Below are 15,537 nucleotides of genomic sequence, written 5' to 3'. Positions count from 1 at the left end.
GTTCAGACCCCCTCGTCGTCGGCCAGTCGCCGCAGCCGCGCCGTGACGCGGTTGTCGGCGATTATCCGCCGCATCCGCATCAACACCAGGGCTCCGAATAACAGCGAAAAGCCGAACAGGGTCAAGCCCAGCGGCCACAGCAAGGCGCCGTCGATGCTCGAACCGCGCAGCGTGATGCTCGGCCCCTGATGCAGGCTGTTCCACCAGACGACGCTGCGGTTGATGATCGGAATGTTGATCGCGCCGACCAGCGCATAGATCGCCGCGCCGCGCGACAGCGAGCCGCCCTGCCTTTGCCCGTCGTCGCCGCTCGTCAGCGCGATGAATCCGGCATAGAGGAACAGCAGCACGAGCATCGACGTCATCCGCCCGTCCCATTCCCACCAGGTCCCCCAGGTCGGGCGGCCCCAGATCGATCCGGTCGCGAGGCACAGCGCGGTGAACAGCATCCCCGGCACCGCGATCGCGCGCGCCGCGATACCCGACAGCGGGTGCCGCCACACGAGTTGCACCAGCCCGGCGATCGCCAGCGACGTCCAGCCGCCCATGCCGAGCCACGCCGAGGGAACATGGACGTAAAGGATGCGCGCGGTCTCGCCCTGCTTGTAATCGCCGGGGACCATCGCCAGCCCCGCCCACGCGCCGGCGAGCACGAGCAACAGCCCGACGCCGAGCAGCCACGGCGTCAGCGGCTTGGCGATCGCCAGGAAACGGGTCGGATTGGCATAGGCGTGCATCGGTTTCGCGTCGTCCTTAGGCGAGCCGCGCAGGCCGGTCCAGCAATTTGCCCCGCGCGCTCGACGCACCGCTGTCACAGCGGCGCGCAGCAAAGTCACCCCTCGGGCCGCGTCCAGATCCAGCTTCCCGTCACGACGGCGGCCACCACCGGCAGCATCACCCACGGCCAGGGCGACAGGATCGCGGCAAGGACGATGCTGACAGCGAACGCGGCGGTGGCGGCGATCTTGCCCTTGCGGCTGATCGCGCCCTTCTCGCGCCACGCGACGATATGATGTCCGAAATGCGGGTGGTTCAGCAGCCAGTTTTCAAGCCGCGGCGACGAACGCGCAAAACAAAAGGCCGCGAGGATGACGAACGGTACCGTCGGCAGCAACGGCAGGAAGGCGCCGATCGCGCCGAGACCCAGCGAAGCCCAGCCTGCGACCAGATAGAAATGCCGTTTCATCGGGTGCTGGCTTAGCGGAATTGGCGGAGCGCGCCAGCCCTGCCGCGAGCGCATGACCGCTCTGGATTGCTTCGTCGCTTCGCTCCTCGCAATGACGAAACTTTGCGAATCTCCGTCATTGCGAGCGAAGCGAAGCAATCCAGCGCGTCCCAGCGGCCAGTCCGATCTTCGAGCTAACCCCGCCCGATCAGCTTCTGCGCCATGCGGTCGGCGACGACCGACGCGGGGGTGCCGCTCGTCTTGCTCTCGGCCCAGATTTCGGCGAGGCGGCCGGGGATCTGGTGGATGCGGCTTTCGACTTCTTCGCGGTTACCCTGTCCCAGATATTCGAGCGCGACGTTGATGATGCCGCCCGCGTTGATCACATAATCGGGCGCAAAGACGATCCCGCGGTCGTGGACGCGCTGGCCGTCGAGCGCGGTCGCCAGCTGGTTGTTCGCGCCGCCCGCAACGATCGGCACGCGCAGCTTTGCGATGCTCGCCTCGGTCAGGATCGCGCCGAGCGCATTGGGGCTCAGCACATCGGCCTCGACCTCCATGATCGCCGCCGAATCGGCAAGATCGGCGCCCAGTTCCTCGGCGAGCGCCTTCGCGCGCGCCAGATTGACGTCGGCGAGGGTCAGCTTGGCGCCCTCGGCCGCGAGCCGCCGCGCGACGCCGCCGCCGACGCTGCCGACGCCCTGGATCGCGATGCGGACATCCTTCGCACTGTCGGTGTTCAGGCCCTCACGGATCGCCGCCTTGATGCCCAGATAGACGCCCAGCGCGGTGAACGGCCCCGGATCGCCGCCGGCATCCGCGCCGCTCACCACCGGCAGTCCGCTGACATGCTTCGTATGTTTGGCGATTTCGACCATGTCGGCGTCGTTGATCCCGACGTCCTCGGCGGTCACATAGGCGCCGCCCAGCGACTCGACCGCGCGGCCGAACGCCGCGAGCAGTTCGGGGGTCTTCGCGGCGCCCTCGTCGGCCAGGATCACGCCCTTGCCGCCGCCCATCGGCAGCCCCGCCATCGCATTTTTATAGCTCATCCCGCGCGACAGGCGCAGCGCGTCGGTGATTGCGGCGGCGCGCTGCGGATAATGCCAGTAGCGCACACCGCCCGCGCCCGGCCCGAGGTGCGTCGAATGGACGGCGATGACCGCGGTCAGCCCGCTGGCACGATCGCGGAACATGTGGACATGTTCATGATCGTCGAAATCGGCGAAATCCCAGACAGCAGACATGCGCGGCTCCTCGCATTAGAAAATTACGTCAAAACGCAATAATCCAATAAGGGCGGAGAGTCACCCCAAATCCCGCATATGCGCAACGATCAAGTAATGGGGCGACCAACGGGGCTCGAACCCGCGACCTCCGGTACCACAAACCGGCGCTCTAACCAACTGAGCTATGGTCGCCACACGCCGCGCGAAACCGCCTGCGACAGCGCGCGGCGATAGGCGCGCCCTCCCCCTTCGTCAAGCATTGTTCGCACGCGCGCAAGCCACTAAAAGCCGCCTCATGGCTGGCAAGGATCACGTCGACTTGGCGACATCGGGCGCCGACCGCACCGCGCAGCGGCTCGCCGCCGTTCCCGGCATCCGCCGCGCGCCGACGCCAAAGCTGCAACAGTTCATGCTGTCACGCTTCCTCGACTCCGAAACCTGCGCCGCGCTGATCGCGCAGATCGACCGCGACGTGCGGCCTTCGACGATCGCCGACCCGAACGGCGACGAGGCGTTTCGCACCAGCACGACCTGCGACCTCGACCACCGCGACCCGCTGGTGATCGGCGTGAACGACCGGCTCCACGACCTCACCGGCATCCCGCGCGAATATGGCGAGCCGATGCAGGGCCAGCGTTACGACGTCGGGCAGGAATTCAAGGCGCACACCGACTATTTCGACCCGCACGGCGCCGACTGGGAAACCTATTGCGCGATCCCGGGCCAGCGAAGCTGGACGCTGATGATCTATCTCAACGAGCCGGCGGCGGGCGGCGCGACGCGCTTCCTCGCCACCGGCAAGATGCACCAGCCCGAGGTTGGCAAGCTGCTCGCGTGGAACAATGTGCGCCCCGACGGCACCGCCAACCCCGACACGCTCCACCACGGGATGAAGGTGCGCAAGGGCCGCAAATATATCATCACCAAATGGTTCCGCGAACGGCCGTGGCCGTGGGCGGAGGGGGAAATGGGCTAACGGCCATCTCAAAACCCGTTCGTGTCGCGACACGAACGGAAATAGGGGTCGATTTGCACCGACCCCTCGTTAGAATTACCGCACCAGCCGATACTGGAAATTCAGCGTCAGCGTGTTCGCGACCTGCCCCGGCTCGACCGGCGTCGCCTTCGCCTCGGCTGCCATCAGCCCGCGCGCATAGGGCATCGGCGGCTGCGGCCCGCCAAAGCTGCCTTCGCTGATCGAGACCAGCTCGACCCCGCGAAAGCCGGCGAGCCGCGCATAATCCTGCGCCTTGGCCTCGGCCGATTTGATCGCCGCGCCGCGCGCGCCGACCAGCTGCGCGTCGGCGTCCTTCATCCCGAACCACGGCCCTTCGATATTGGTGCCGCCGGCGGCGACGAGCGCGTCGAGCAGCGGGCCGATATCGTCGATCTTTCCCGTGGTCGCACGCACCGTGTTGCTGACCTGATAGCCCAGGAAACGCGGCGGCTGGCTGTCGGTGCGGTTGTTATAGTCATATTGCGGCGACAGGTTGATGCCGCTTGTCTGGATGTCCTCGGCCTTGATCCCGCGCGCCTTGGCGGCGGCGATCAGCTTGTCCATCGCGGCGGCATTGGCGCGCATCGCCTCGACCGCGGTCGGCGCGGTTGTGGTGACACCGGCACCGACCGTCGCCTGGTCGGGGCGCGAGCGCACTTCTTCGCTGACCGAAAAGGTCAGGATCGGGCCCTGGGTCGTTGCTGCCGTCACCGTCGAACCTCCTTGCTGCGCGATTGCGGGCGTGGCGGCGATCAGCGCCAGTCCGGTTGCCATAGCGGTGAGCATTTGCTTCGTCATTTCATTCTCCTGTGAACCGAGGTTCCGGCCGTATCTGATCTCCACCCCGTAACGCAGACGGAATGGACCCGTTCCGGCCTTTGCGCGGACGGCGCTTGCATGATGCTGAACGCCGCAGTAGCGCGCCGTTCATCATGGCTGCTCCCATTCTCTCCTATGAAGGCCTCGGCCTCGTCCAAGGCAGCGGCTGGCTGTTCCAGGACCTCGACATCTATGTCGGCGAACGCGACCGGCTGGCGCTGATCGGCCGCAACGGCGCGGGCAAGACGACCTTGCTCAAACTGCTCGCCGGCCGCATCGATCCCGACAAGGGCAAGCGCGTGATCGTTCCCGGCACGCATGTCGTGATGCTCGAACAGGAACCCGATTTCCGCCCCTTCGCGACGCTGATGGATTTCGCGATTGCCGCGCCCAATGCGCCCGAGGAATATGAGGTCGCCGCGATCGCCGACCAGCTCGGCATCGACATGAGCCGCACCGCCGCCAGCGCCTCGGGCGGCGAGCGCCGCCGCGCCGCGCTGGCCCGCGCGCTCGCGCAAAACCCCGACGTGCTGCTGCTCGACGAACCGACCAACCACCTCGACCTCGCCGCGATCGACTGGCTCGAATCCTGGCTCGCGCGCTACACCGGCGCCTTCGTCGCGATCAGCCACGACCGCACCTTCCTCACCCGCCTCACGCGCCAGACTTTGTGGCTCGACCGCGGCAGCATCCGCCGCAAGGAAATCGGCTTCGGCGGCTTCGAGGAATGGAGCGACGTCGTCGCCGCCGAGGAAGCCCGCGCCGCGCAGCGCCTCGATTCCAAACTGCGGCTCGAGGCGCACTGGCTCGAACGCGGCGTCACCGCGCGCCGCAAGCGCAATCAGGGGCGGCTCGAGAAGCTCAAGGAAATGCGCGCCACCCGCGCCGCAATGATCGGGGGCCCCGGCGTCGCCAAGCTCGGCCTTGCCAACGACGACGTCCGCTCGAAGTCCGTCATCGTTGCCGAGGGTGTGTCGAAAAGCTTCGGCGACCGCACGATCATCAAGAATTTCGATTTCCGCGTTCAGCGCGGCGACCGCATCGGCATCGTCGGCGCGAACGGCGCGGGCAAGTCGACCCTGCTCAAACTGCTCACCGGCGAGATCGAGCCCGACGAGGGCAGCATCACCCTCGCCCCGACGCTCGACGGCATCATCATCGACCAGCAGCGCAGCCTGATGTCGCCCGACAAGACCGTCCGCGACATCCTCGCCGACGGCGGCGACTGGGTCGAGGTGCGCGGCGTCAAAAAGCATATCCAGGGCTATCTCAAGGAATTCCTCTTCGACCCCGGCGTCATGGAAGCGAGCGTTGGCGCGCTGTCGGGCGGCGAACGATCGCGGCTGTTGCTGGCGCGCGAATTCGCCCGCGAATCGAACCTGCTCGTGCTCGACGAACCGACCAACGACCTCGACCTCGAAACGCTCGACCTGTTGCAGGAAGTGATCGCCGACTATGCCGGCACCGTGCTGCTCGTCAGCCACGACCGCGACTTCCTCGACCGCACCGTCACCGTGACGCTCGGCCTCGACGGATCGGGCAAGGTCGATATCGTGGCCGGGGGTTACGCCGATTGGGAAGCGAAGCGGGTCAAGCCGAACAGCGTCAAAGCCAAGGCCGCGACCGCCGCAGCCCCGCCGCCGCCAACCGCGCGCAAGAAATTGAGCTACAAGGATCAGCGCGACTACGACCTCCTGCCGAGCCGGATCGAGGCGATCGAAAAGGAAATGGCGGGGATCGAGAGCGAATTATCCGACGGCAGCCTCTTCACGCGCGACAACGCGCGATTTAGCGCACTGACGGCGAAACTCGAAACGCTGCGCGAGGAAAAGGCGGCGGCGGAAGACCGCTGGCTGGAACTGGCCGAAGAGGTCGAAGCGCTGGGATAATCGCCCCCCTAGCGTCTACTTTGGGGTGGGGAGCGGACGTTGACCTTCTCCCGCACGCGGGAAGAGAGACGAATGTCCACTTCCGGTCGAAACCAGCCATTCTCATCACCCCGTCCCGTAAAAGCGCGCCAGCCGGTCGAGCGCCAGCCCCAGCACCAGCTTGCCCGACCGCGCGGGCCACCCCAGCCCTTTCTCTGCGCCGCCAATCCCCTCCCCCGCGCAAATCACGCGCCAGCAAATATCGGCCAGCCCCGGCCCCACCGCATCGAGCGCCGCGTGAAAGCGCCGGTGCGCGTCGATCCGCGCGAGCGACGCGTCGGACGCGCGCGCCCCGCCCCGGCTCTTTCCCGGCGGGGCGGCGTCCCAGCGCATCGTCACGCGCGACGACAGGCCCGCGCGCTCGTAATCGGCGCGCAACCGCTCGCCCGCGCCCAGTTGCGCGGGGGTAAGCATCCCGCGTGACGCCAGCCAGCCGATCGGGCTTTCGCCGACATTCACCGTCACATGCCGCATCGCCTGCGGCCCCGTCTTGCCGGGATCGATCCGGTCGTCGGGGTGGATGCGCGTTTCGAGGCGGCGTGCGGTCATGCGATTCTCCTTTGCTGCACGCCGCGCTTGACACTGGATTATTTTGTAGGAAAGAAGAAACCGATTTGGTTATTCAAGGGTCGGCCATATGATCAACAGCATTCGTTCCGTCCGCCGTGCCAAGGGCCTGACGCTCGAGGAAGTCGGCCAGCGCTGCGTTCCGCCGACCACCGCGCAGACGATCGGCCGGCTCGAAACCGGCACGCGCACGCTGTCGCTCGGCTGGATGAACCGCATCGCCGCCGCGCTCGGCGTCGATGCCGCCGAACTCGTCCAGCTGCCGCAGGACACGCAGCTCACGATCACCGCGCTGCTCGGTGCCGAGGGCGCGCAGGCGCCGACACGCATCGAACAGGCGCTCACCGCGCGTCCGGGCGAGGATATGGTCGCGGTGCGCGTCACATCGTCGATCGGCGACTATCGCGCGGGTGATGAAATCTGGTGTCGCCGGATCGAGGGCGACTGGGCCAGCGCGCTCAACCGCGATCTGCTCGTCCCCCGTCCCGCCGGCCGCTTCTTCTTTGCGCGCCTGCTCAACGTCGACGGCGAAAAGCTCCACCTGCTCCCGCTCGGCACCGGCCAGCGCCAGCAGGTCGTCAGCAACCCGCCTTGGGCCGCGGTCGCCGTCCGCCTGCTCCGGTCGCTGTAAACCCATGACCCACATGACGGGATTCGTCATTGCGAGCGAAGCGAAGCAATCCAGGGCGGTTAACGCAAACCCTGGATTGCTTCGCTTCGCTCGCAATGACGCCCGGGGTTGATCGGATGCCCCCCCTCCGCGTCCTCAGCATCGCAACCCTCTTCCCCGACGCCGCGCGCCCCAACTTCGGCCTGTTCGTCGAGAAGAGCCTTCGCGCGCTCGCCGCAGAGCCCGGGATCGACCTCACGATCGTCGCCCCGGTCGGCCTGCCCCCCTTTCCGCTGTCGCTTCACCGGCGCTACCGCGCGCTTCGCGATCTGCCGCCGGCCGAGCAACGGAACGGCCTCACCGTCCTGCGCCCGCGCTTCACCTTGATCCCGCGCTACGGCGCGCGCTTCAACCCGGCAGCGGTCGCGCGCGCGGTCCTCGCTGCCGTGCAAAACCGCCCATTCGACGTCGTCGACGCCCAATTCTTCTACCCCGACGGCCCCGCCGCGATGCGCGTCGCCGATGCCCTCGGCCTCCCCTTTTCGGTCAAGGCCCGCGGCGCCGACATCAGCCATTTCGGCCATGATCCCGCGACACGATCGCAAGTGATCGAAGCCGGCGCGAAAGCCGCGGGCCTGCTTGCCGTCTCCGACGCGATGCGCTGCGATATGGCCGCCATCGGCGTCGATCCGGCCAAGGTCGCCGTCCATTATACGGGGATCGACACCGCACGCTTTCACCCCGGCGACCGCGCTGCGGCGCGCGCCGCGCTCGGCATGGGGGGCGCCCCCGCGATCCTGACGGTCGGCGCGCTCATCGCGCGCAAGGGACAGGCGCTGGTGATCGACGCCCTGCCCGCGCTGCCGGGCGTCCATTACTGGATCGCCGGGGCCGGCGAAGAGGAAGCCCGCTACCGCGTGCGCGCACGCGACCTCGGCGTCGAACCCCGCGTCCATTTTCTGGGCTCCGTCGCTAACGTCGACCTGCCGCAACTCTATCGCGCGGCCGACGTCGTCGTTATGCCTTCGGTCAGCGAAGGCCTCGCCAATGCGTGGGTCGAGGCGCTCGCCTGCGGCACGCCGATCGTGATCAGCGACGCGGGCGGTGCCGCCGAACTCGTCACCTCGCCCGTAGCGGGCCGCATCGTCGCCCGCACGCCCGAAGCGATCGCCGACGCGGTGCGAGCCGTAATCGCGGATCCTCCCGCGCCGTCCGGCGTGGCGGCCAGCCTCGGCGGACGCTTCGACTGGGATCGCAACGGCCGCGAACTCGCCGACCATCTGCGGCGCTGCGCGGGGCGCTAGATACGACAACGCCGGCCCGCTCGAACAGCGGACCGGCGCCGGTTTTTCCGATATCGGGCCTCAGACGACCGCGCCGTCGTCCTTGCGCTCGACCCGTTCGCCGCCCTCGGTCGCGGCCGAGACGCGCGGCACGAAACTGTGCGGGCCGACCTTCAGCCACACGAGAACCGGGGTCGACATCAGGATCGACGAATAGGTGCCGACGAACACGCCGAACAGCATCGCGGCGGTAAAGCCGAAAATGACGTCGGGGCCCATCACCAGCAGCACGCCGAGCGCGAGCAGGATCGACACGCTGGTCATCACGGTCCGCGCCAGCGTCTCGTTGATGCTGAGGTTGAGCAGCGGGACAATGTCCATCTTGCGATATTTTTTCAGATTCTCGCGAATGCGGTCATAAACCACGATCGTGTCGTTGAGCGAATAACCGACAATCGTCAGCAGCGCCGCGACGCTGTTGAGGTCGAACTGGATCTGCGTCACCGCGAAAAAGCCGAAGGTCAGCGCGACTTCGTGGAACAGGCGGCCGAGCGCGCCGACGCCGAACTGCCATTCGAAGCGGATCCAGATATAGATCGAGATGCCGAGCATCGCGAGCGCGAGGCTGATCGCGCCGGTGCGCAGCAGCTCTTCGGACACTTTGCCCGACACGGTTTCGACCGATCCGGTCTTCGCAGTCGGAAAAGCCTTTTTGATGCCCGCCACAAGCTGCTGCCCCGCACGCTCGGCGGCGGCCTTGTCGCCATCGGGAAGCGCGGTGCGGATCGACACCGCGCTGTCCGACCCGAATTGCTGGATCGTCGCCTCGCCGACGCCGATCTCGCCCACGGCTTCGCGGATATCCTCGATCGGCGGCATCGCTTGGGTGAATTCGACGCGAACCGACTGGCCGCCGACGAAGTCGATGCCGAGGTTCAGCCCCTTTACCGCGACCAGCGCGATCGAAATCACGACCAGGAAAAAGCTCATGAAAGAGGCGAGCTTGCGCCACTTCAGGAAATCATAATTGGTGTCGTCGGGGACGAGTTTGAGCAGGCGCATCTTTCGGTCCCTCCTTTAGATATTGATCGTCGTCGGGCGATTGGTTCGCAGCCAGTGGGCGACGAACATGCGCGTGACGGTGACGGCGGTGAAGACGCTGGTGACGATGCCGATGGTCAGCACCACCGCAAAGCCCTTGATCGGGCCCGAACCGAACCAGAACATCAGCCCCGCGGCGATGACATTGGTGACGTTCGCGTCGAAAATCGCGCGGCTTGCCTCGGTATAGCCGAGCTCGACCGCCTGGAACGGCCGCCGCCCGCGTTTCAGTTCTTCGCGAATGCGCTCGTTGATCAGCACGTTCGCGTCGACCGCGGCGCCGACGGTGAGCACGAAGCCGGCGATACCGGGAAGGGTCAGCGTCGCGTTGAACGCGGCCATGATCGCGATGATCAGGAAGACGTTGAAGATCAGCGCAAGGTTCGCATAGACGCCGAAACGGCCATAAACGACGAGCATCAGCGTCAGCACGGAGACCGTCGCGATGATCCCCGCCAGCACGCCCTTTTCGATCGAATCCTGACCGAGTTCGGGCGAAACGGTGCGCTCCTCGACCACGGTCATCTTCACCGGCAAAGCGCCCGAACGCAGCGAGATCGCCAGCGCATTGGCGCTCGCGACGCTGAAGCTGCCCGAAATCTGCGCGCTGCCGCCCAGGATCGGCTCGTTGATCGACGGCGCCGACAGCACCTTGCCGTCGAGCACCATGGCGAATCGTTTGCCGACATTCTGCGCGGTCACCTTGGCAAAGGTGCTCGACCCGCCCGAATCGAAGCGGATCGACACGACCGGCTGATTGCTCTGCGGGTCATAGCTTTGCTGCGCGTTGATCAGCTGTTCGCCGCTGATCATCACCTGGCGGCGGAGCACTTCGAAAGCCGCGCCATTGCCCTCGCCCTCGGCATAGGGGACGATCTCGCTGCCCACCGGCACGCGGCCCGCGGCGGCTTCGGCCGGGTCGGCGTTGGTGTCGACCATGCGGAATTCGAGCCGCGCGGTCTTGCCGATCAATTCCTTGAGCGCGGCGGGGTCCTGAAGCCCCGGAACCTGCACGACGACGCGGTCGTCGCCTTCGCGGATGATCGTCGGTTCGCGCGTACCGAGGGCATTGACGCGCTTGTCGATGATGTCGCGCGCGGTATCCATCGCGTTCGCGACCGCCTGCGACTGTCCGGCGCTCGTCGGGGTCATCACGATCCGCTGCGAATCGACGACATTGATGTTCCAGTCGCGCTGCCCGGTCAGCCCCGCGCCCTGCGTCTCGCTGAACAGTCGCTCGCGCGCTTCGTCGAGCTGCGCCTGATCGCGGACGAGGAAGCTGATCTTGCCGCCCGCCGTCGACAGTTCGCCGATCGCGATATCGTCGTCGGGACCGCTGTCGCCGCGCATCGCGGTGCGCACCGTCTTTTCCATGTTGGTGAGCTGCGTCTTGCGCAGGTCGGCGATGTCGGCCTCGAGCAGCAAGTGGCTGCCGCCGGCCAGGTCCAGCCCCAGATTGACCTTCGCCTGCGCAAAGCCCGGCAGGCTCTCGAACGTCTTGGTGGGCAGGAAACTGGGAATAGAGAAGAGAATACCGAGCAGCAGGATGATGCTGATGCCGATGGTCTTCCAGCGCGGGAAATCGAGCATGGTCTAGAAATCCGATAGCAAGAGCGGAGGCCGCAGAGAGAGCCGGCCCCGCCGCGTCAGTCGTTGGCGGGCTTGCCACCGGGCTGCAGAACGTCGGCGAGGGTCGACTTCACGACCTTGATCTTGACGCCCTGTGCGATTTCGACATCGACGAAATCATCGTCGACGCGCGTGATCTTGCCGACGATGCCGCCGCCGGTCACCACCTGATCTCGCGGCTTCACCGCCGCGACCTTGGCGCGATGTTCCTTCGCGCGCACCTGCTGCGGGCGGATCAGGAAGAACCAGAACACCGCGAAGATCAGCAGATAGGGGACCAGCATCAGGAAACCGGCAGCCCCGCCGCCCGATCCGGCCGCCTGGGTCAGAAGCAATTGCGTCGACATGGATGAAGAACTTTCGTTACAGGCAGCGCCCGATCCCCTCCGGAGCGAGCGCGCAAATATGGCGCGGCGCCTATCATGCAGGGGCCGTGCGCGCAACCGGTCGTGCGCGCCCCTCCCCCATGGCAAGCGCGGCCGAAATGGGGTTCCGGACCGCAAGATCAAGCCCGCGGCGTCAATCGGCCGTAAAGCAACCATCCCCCTGCTTCGACTTTGCTCAGGAGAGCCTTGCATCCCCCGCCAAGGCGCGCTAGGGGCCTCGCCTGCCCAATCGGGCCGGTCGGGACGTAGCGCAGCCTGGTAGCGCATCACACTGGGGGTGTGGGGGTCGGAGGTTCGAATCCTCTCGTCCCGACCAAAATTACCTGACAATCCGACAGCATCCTGACAGGATTGCGCGCCAAGGGGCCCCGGCGCCGCGCTGCGCCGCAATGCCATCGACGCGCGGTGCCGCGCACCAACGGAAAGCGCAAGGATATGCAGGCAGGCCTTTTGATCGTTGCCGCCGCATTCCTTACTTCCATCCTTTCGGGCATTTTCGGCATGGCGGGCGGGCTCCTGTTCATGGGGGTGCTCGCATGGATGCTGCCCGCGACCACCGCGCTCGCGCTCCATGGCGTCATCCAGTTCGCGTCGAATGTCTGGCGCGCCACATGGCACCGCGCACACGTCGCCTGGCCCGTCCTCGCATGGTTCGGGATCGGCGCAGCGGCGGCGATCGGCTTCTTCTCGCTGCTGGTCCTCACCCCGACCAAATTCTACGTCTTCCTTGGCCTCGGCCTGCTGCCGATCCTCGTCTGGCTGCCCGAACGCTGGCTGGCGCTCGACGCGACCAATCGCTGGCACGCGATCGGCGGCGGCTTCGTCTCGACCGGTCTTGCGCTCGTTTCGGGTGTTTCGGGCCCGGTGACCGACCTGCTCTTCATCCATAGCAAGCTGAACCGGCATCAGGTTGTGGCAACCAAGGCGGTGATGCAGGCGATCGGCCACGCGTCGAAAATTTTCGTCTACGGCGCGCTGCTGCTCGGCGCCCAGGCGCGCGATATCGTCCCTCTGAGCGTCACCGTGATCGCGGTGCTCGCGTCGATGGCGGGCATCATGGTCGGCGCCGCGATCCTCGACCGCATCAGCGAGGCGCATTTCCGCGCGAGCCGCCGCTGGCTCGTCACGATCATCGGCGCGACCTTCCTTGTCCAGGCGATCCGGATCGCCGCCGGCTGAACGCGCCACGAATCCGCGGCCGGGCCCGTCCAGCCCGGCCGCGTCCCCGGTTACTCAGCCGGCGCCGGCGGTGCGGCGCGCGCCTTGCGCATCGCCGCCAGTTCGGCCTTGTCCACCGCGCCGTCACCGTTGGCATCGGCGCGCTTGATGAAGGCGTCGATCTTTTCCGGGCTCTTCAGGCTCGCGTCGCCGCGTCGCTCGGCGCGCTTTTCCATCATGCTGGTGACTTCGGCCCTGTCGAGCTTGCCGTCGCCATTGGCGTCGACCATCGCGAACATCCGTCCGCCGTCCTTCGGCTGTTGCGCTGCTGCAAGCGTCGGCAGCGAAAGCGCGACCGAGGCGGCAATCAAAATAGCTGTCTTCAAGTCATATCCTCTCAGATGGTTCGGCGAACTCGCCGGGCACCCCGGCGCGGGCATGGCGGCACGATGTCGCAAAATTATCCCAATATAAGAGGCGTCACGGCCGCAGCACGACCTTCCCCACCACCTCGCGGCGCTCGAGCATCGCAAAGCCTTCGCGCCAGTCGGCAAGGTCGAGCGAGGCATGGACGTGCGGCCGGATCCTGCCCGCGGCGGCCAGCGCATCGATCGCGTCGACATTCTCCGCGCCTCGTTCGGGAAAGCGGCGGCCATATTCGCCCGCGCGCACCCCGACGACCGAGAATCCCTTGATCAGCGGCATGTTCACCGACACCTCGGGTATCCGGCCCGAAGCAAAGCCGACGACGAGCAGGCGTCCGCCGAAACCGATACAGCGTGTCGATTCGTCGAATATATCGCCGCCGACGGGATCGAAGATCACATCGGCGCCCTTGCCGCCGGTCAGCGTCTTCACCGCCTCGCGAAAGCCCGGCTCGGCCGCAATCACCGCGTCGGGCGCATAGAGCCGCGCGATCGCATCGCGCTTTTCGGCGCTGCCCGCCGCCGCGATCACGCGCGCGCCGAGCGCCTTTGCCAGATCGACCGTCGCCAGCCCGACGCCGCCCGCCGCGCCGTGGACGAGCAGCCACTCGCCGGGTTCGATTCGCGCACAGCGGACGAGCGCGACATGGGCGGTCAGATAGGCGACCGGATAGGCGGCGGCCTCGTCCCAGTCCAGGCCGCCAGGTTTCGCTCGCAGCGCGCTCGCAGGAACGACGGCATATTCCGCCATCGCGCCGAAGCGATTCCCGCCGACGACCTTGTCGCCCGCCGTCCAGCCCGCCACCCCCTCACCCACCGCGTCGACCTCTCCGGCGAACTCCAGCCCCGACACGAAAGGAAGCCCCGGTTTCAGCTGATAGCCGCCGGACGTCATCAGAAGGTCGGGGAAATTCACCCCCGCCGCACGCACGCGCACGCGCACTTCGCCGGGACCCGGGACCGGCACCGGCAGATCGGCCAGCCCCGCACCGCCATGATCGGGGCGCAATTCACGCACCTGCAACGCCCGCATCGCGAAAAGCCTTTCCTACAATATTCCAATATGGTTCGTTTTAACCGTTCAACCAACCAAAAGGAGCGAATCATGCCACGACCCGACCCACTCGCCAGCGACGCCGACGCGTTGATCGACGCCGTCATCGACCGCGAAGGCCGATATGTAAACCACCCCGCCGACCGCGGCGGCCCCACTTGCTGGGGGATCACCCAGGCCGTCGCACGGGCCGAAGGCTATGCGGGCAGCATGCGCGACCTGCCGCGCGCCGAGGCGGCATCGATCTATCGCCGCCTCTATTGGCTGCGCCCCGGTTTCGACCGGGTCGCGCTGCGCGCGCCGCAGATCGCCGCCGAACTGTTCGACACCGGCGTCAACATGGGCACGGGCGCCGCGGCGGGTTTTCTCCAACGCGCGCTCAACGCGCTCAACCGCGCCGCGCGCGACTATCCCGACATCGCGGTCGACCGCGACATCGGCCCGCGCACGCTGTCGGCGCTCGACGGCTTTCTGAAAGCGCGCGGCAAGAGCGGTGAAACCGTCCTCCTCCGCGCGATGGAGGCGTTGCAGGGCGAACGCTACATCGCGCTCGCCGAACGCCGCCCGAGCCAGGAGGCCTTTCTCTACGGCTGGCTCGCAAACCGCGTCGGAGAGGGGTGACGGGTATCATTGTACCGGGACGTATCGTGAACTTTGACAACTTCCAGCAAAAGGACATGCGAGTATGAGCATCATCGAAGGCCTGATCGGCCCCATCGCCAAGCTGATCGACAAGATCATCCCCGACCCCGAGGCGCGCGACCGCGCCAAGCTCGAACTGCTGAAAATGGAAGGAAGCCAGGAAATGGAAGCGATCCGCACCCGGATGACCGCGATCGTCGCCGAGGCGAACAGCGCCGACCCGTGGACCAGCCGCGCGCGGCCGAGCTTCCTCTATGTCATGTACGCGCTCTTGCTCTGGGCGATCCCGATGGGGCTGATCGCCGCCGCGCGGCCCGAGATGGCGAAGGGCATCGCCGACGGCATGAACGCCTATCTCGCCGGAATCCCGGAGCCGCTCTACGCGCTCTTCGGCACGGGCTATCTGGGGTATACCGCTGCCAGAGCCTGGGGGAAAGCGAAGGGGCTCGAAAGCTAACACCCACATCCGTTCGTGCTGAGCTTGTCGAAGCACCGTTCTTCTTCGGAACATCGCAGGAGAAAGAACAGCCCCCTTCGACTGACT

Annotated in this window: 17 protein-coding genes and 2 tRNA genes; 8 read left to right on the top strand and 11 right to left on the bottom strand. The window is 66.7% G+C overall.

The features are described 5' to 3' along the window. Positions 1-2 precede the first annotated feature (2 nt). The 4 genes from ccmC to HDC29_RS15610 all read right to left on the bottom strand — a co-directional run bounded on the left by ccmC (position 3) and on the right by HDC29_RS15610 (position 2,586). A complete protein-coding gene (gene ccmC, locus HDC29_RS15625; protein WP_179499208.1) occupies positions 3-737 on the bottom strand; it encodes a heme ABC transporter permease CcmC in 735 nt (244 codons plus the stop codon). Between the two features lie 95 nt (positions 738-832). Further along, complete coding sequence (locus HDC29_RS15620) at positions 833-1,186, bottom strand: YbaN family protein (protein ID WP_179499207.1); 354 nt, start codon at positions 1,184-1,186, stop codon at positions 833-835. A gap of 173 nt (positions 1,187-1,359) precedes the next feature. Then, positions 1,360-2,412, bottom strand: coding sequence for a Glu/Leu/Phe/Val dehydrogenase (locus tag HDC29_RS15615; protein WP_179499206.1), 1,053 nt, complete (start codon positions 2,410-2,412; stop codon positions 1,360-1,362). 97 nt (positions 2,413-2,509) lie between these two features. Then, positions 2,510-2,586 (bottom strand) — tRNA-His (locus tag HDC29_RS15610). Positions 2,587-2,689: 103 nt separating this feature from the next. Between HDC29_RS15610 and HDC29_RS15605 the strand changes: the two genes are divergently transcribed. Next, on the top strand, positions 2,690-3,370 hold the full coding sequence (locus HDC29_RS15605; RefSeq protein ID WP_179499205.1) for a 2OG-Fe(II) oxygenase: 681 nt from the start codon (positions 2,690-2,692) through the stop codon (positions 3,368-3,370). Between the two features lie 75 nt (positions 3,371-3,445). Here HDC29_RS15605 and HDC29_RS15600 read toward each other — a convergent pair whose 3' ends face one another. Further along, entirely contained in the window at positions 3,446-4,189 is a 744-nt protein-coding gene (locus HDC29_RS15600; protein WP_179499204.1) for an SIMPL domain-containing protein, read from the bottom strand. Positions 4,190-4,323: 134 nt separating this feature from the next. Here HDC29_RS15600 and HDC29_RS15595 point away from each other — a divergent pair, with 134 nt between their 5' ends. Continuing rightward, positions 4,324-6,099 carry an ABC-F family ATP-binding cassette domain-containing protein gene (locus tag HDC29_RS15595; RefSeq protein ID WP_179499203.1) on the top strand — a complete coding sequence of 592 codons (1,776 nt, stop codon included), beginning with the start codon at positions 4,324-4,326 and terminating at the stop codon, positions 6,097-6,099. Positions 6,100-6,204: 105 nt separating this feature from the next. Here HDC29_RS15595 and HDC29_RS15590 read toward each other — a convergent pair whose 3' ends face one another. Next, positions 6,205-6,687, bottom strand: coding sequence for a DUF6456 domain-containing protein (locus HDC29_RS15590; protein WP_179499202.1), 483 nt, complete (start codon positions 6,685-6,687; stop codon positions 6,205-6,207). Between the two features lie 88 nt (positions 6,688-6,775). Here HDC29_RS15590 and HDC29_RS15585 point away from each other — a divergent pair, with 88 nt between their 5' ends. After that, positions 6,776-7,336 (top strand): helix-turn-helix domain-containing protein, encoded by a 561-nt coding sequence (locus HDC29_RS15585; RefSeq protein ID WP_179499201.1) that lies wholly within the window; start codon positions 6,776-6,778, stop codon positions 7,334-7,336. 116 nt (positions 7,337-7,452) lie between these two features. After that, on the top strand, positions 7,453-8,619 hold the full coding sequence (locus tag HDC29_RS15580; RefSeq protein WP_179499200.1) for a glycosyltransferase: 1,167 nt from the start codon (positions 7,453-7,455) through the stop codon (positions 8,617-8,619). Between the two features lie 60 nt (positions 8,620-8,679). On the opposite strand, the gene secF is transcribed toward HDC29_RS15580, so the two are convergent. The 3 genes from secF to yajC are packed head-to-tail and all read right to left on the bottom strand — an operon-like array spanning position 8,680 to position 11,675. Continuing rightward, complete coding sequence (gene secF, locus HDC29_RS15575) at positions 8,680-9,660, bottom strand: protein translocase subunit SecF (RefSeq protein ID WP_179499199.1); 981 nt, start codon at positions 9,658-9,660, stop codon at positions 8,680-8,682. Between the two features lie 15 nt (positions 9,661-9,675). Further along, positions 9,676-11,289, bottom strand: coding sequence for a protein translocase subunit SecD (secD, locus tag HDC29_RS15570; protein WP_179499198.1), 1,614 nt, complete (start codon positions 11,287-11,289; stop codon positions 9,676-9,678). Between the two features lie 56 nt (positions 11,290-11,345). Further along, positions 11,346-11,675 carry a preprotein translocase subunit YajC gene (yajC, locus tag HDC29_RS15565; RefSeq protein ID WP_052182143.1) on the bottom strand — a complete coding sequence of 110 codons (330 nt, stop codon included), beginning with the start codon at positions 11,673-11,675 and terminating at the stop codon, positions 11,346-11,348. A 278-nt stretch (positions 11,676-11,953) separates the two neighbouring features. On the opposite strand from yajC, the gene HDC29_RS15560 reads away from it, so the two are divergent. Further along, positions 11,954-12,030, top strand: a tRNA-Pro gene (locus HDC29_RS15560). Positions 12,031-12,149: 119 nt separating this feature from the next. Next, positions 12,150-12,893, top strand: a complete 744-nt coding sequence (locus HDC29_RS15555; protein ID WP_179499197.1) for a sulfite exporter TauE/SafE family protein — start codon at positions 12,150-12,152, stop codon at positions 12,891-12,893. A 50-nt stretch (positions 12,894-12,943) separates the two neighbouring features. On the opposite strand, the gene HDC29_RS15550 is transcribed toward HDC29_RS15555, so the two are convergent. Then, a complete protein-coding gene (locus tag HDC29_RS15550) occupies positions 12,944-13,258 on the bottom strand; it encodes an EF-hand domain-containing protein (RefSeq protein WP_179499196.1) in 315 nt (104 codons plus the stop codon). A 94-nt stretch (positions 13,259-13,352) separates the two neighbouring features. After that, positions 13,353-14,330 (bottom strand): NADPH:quinone oxidoreductase family protein, encoded by a 978-nt coding sequence (locus HDC29_RS15545; protein ID WP_179499195.1) that lies wholly within the window; start codon positions 14,328-14,330, stop codon positions 13,353-13,355. Between the two features lie 72 nt (positions 14,331-14,402). On the opposite strand from HDC29_RS15545, the gene HDC29_RS15540 reads away from it, so the two are divergent. Together HDC29_RS15540 and HDC29_RS15535 are read left to right on the top strand one after the other, a co-directional pair. Beyond that, on the top strand, positions 14,403-14,972 hold the full coding sequence (locus HDC29_RS15540) for a glycoside hydrolase family 108 protein (protein WP_179499194.1): 570 nt from the start codon (positions 14,403-14,405) through the stop codon (positions 14,970-14,972). Positions 14,973-15,036: 64 nt separating this feature from the next. Then, positions 15,037-15,450 (top strand): holin family protein, encoded by a 414-nt coding sequence (locus HDC29_RS15535; protein ID WP_179499193.1) that lies wholly within the window; start codon positions 15,037-15,039, stop codon positions 15,448-15,450. The last annotated feature ends 87 nt before the right edge of the window (positions 15,451-15,537 follow it).

It is taken from the genome of Sphingopyxis sp. JAI108 (assembly GCF_013410105.1).
Lineage (GTDB): Bacteria > Pseudomonadota > Alphaproteobacteria > Sphingomonadales > Sphingomonadaceae > Sphingopyxis > Sphingopyxis chilensis.
Note: the sequence above shows the minus strand (reverse complement) of the source record. Positions and strands in the feature narration are given on the sequence as shown.